The sequence below is a fragment of the Corynebacterium striatum ATCC 6940 genome (assembly GCF_000159135.1).
Taxonomy (GTDB): Bacteria; Actinomycetota; Actinomycetes; order Mycobacteriales; family Mycobacteriaceae; genus Corynebacterium; species Corynebacterium striatum.
In genome coordinates this window covers 1-565 of record NZ_GG667552.1, presented here as the reverse complement: position 1 = coordinate 565, position 565 = coordinate 1, and the positions used below count along the sequence as shown (strand labels likewise).

Annotated in this window: 1 pseudogene; it reads right to left on the bottom strand. The window is 53.3% G+C overall.

The window, feature by feature from the left end:
• A pseudogene (locus HMPREF0308_RS13945) lies at window positions 1-565 on the bottom strand (YPDG domain-containing protein); the annotation flags it as partial.

Genomic DNA, 565 nt, shown 5'->3' with positions numbered 1-565 from the left:
GCCATCGGTATCCGGGTTCAGCGGATCAAGGCCAGCTGCCTTCTCATCATCATTGGAAACCCCGTCGCCATCTGCATCAGGATCCTCTTCATTGATGATGCCGTCGCCGTCCTTATCGCCCTTCGGACCATCCTGGTCATCCTTATCGATGATATCCGGAATGCCATCACCGTCAGAGTCCTTGGACTTATCAACAGACGGGTCAGACTCCTCCTTGTTGGACTTGCCGTCACCGTCAGCGTCCTCATCACCATCATTGGTACCATCACCATCGGTATCCGGATTGTACGGATCAGTACCGGCAGCCTTCTCATCAGAGTTATTGACACCGTCACCATCGATATCCGGATCAACCGCATCCGGAATACCATCCTTATCGGTGTCGTTGGTCAACGGACCGTCTGTGATGTCAGCGTTACCGTCCTCAGGATCCTTGTCGGTTACACCGGTATCGCCAAGGCCGTCACCGTCTTTATCAGTGACCTTTCCTTCAGGAACATCGGACTCATCCTTGTTCTTCTTGCCGTCACCATCGGTGTCCTCATCACCATCATTGGTGCCATCA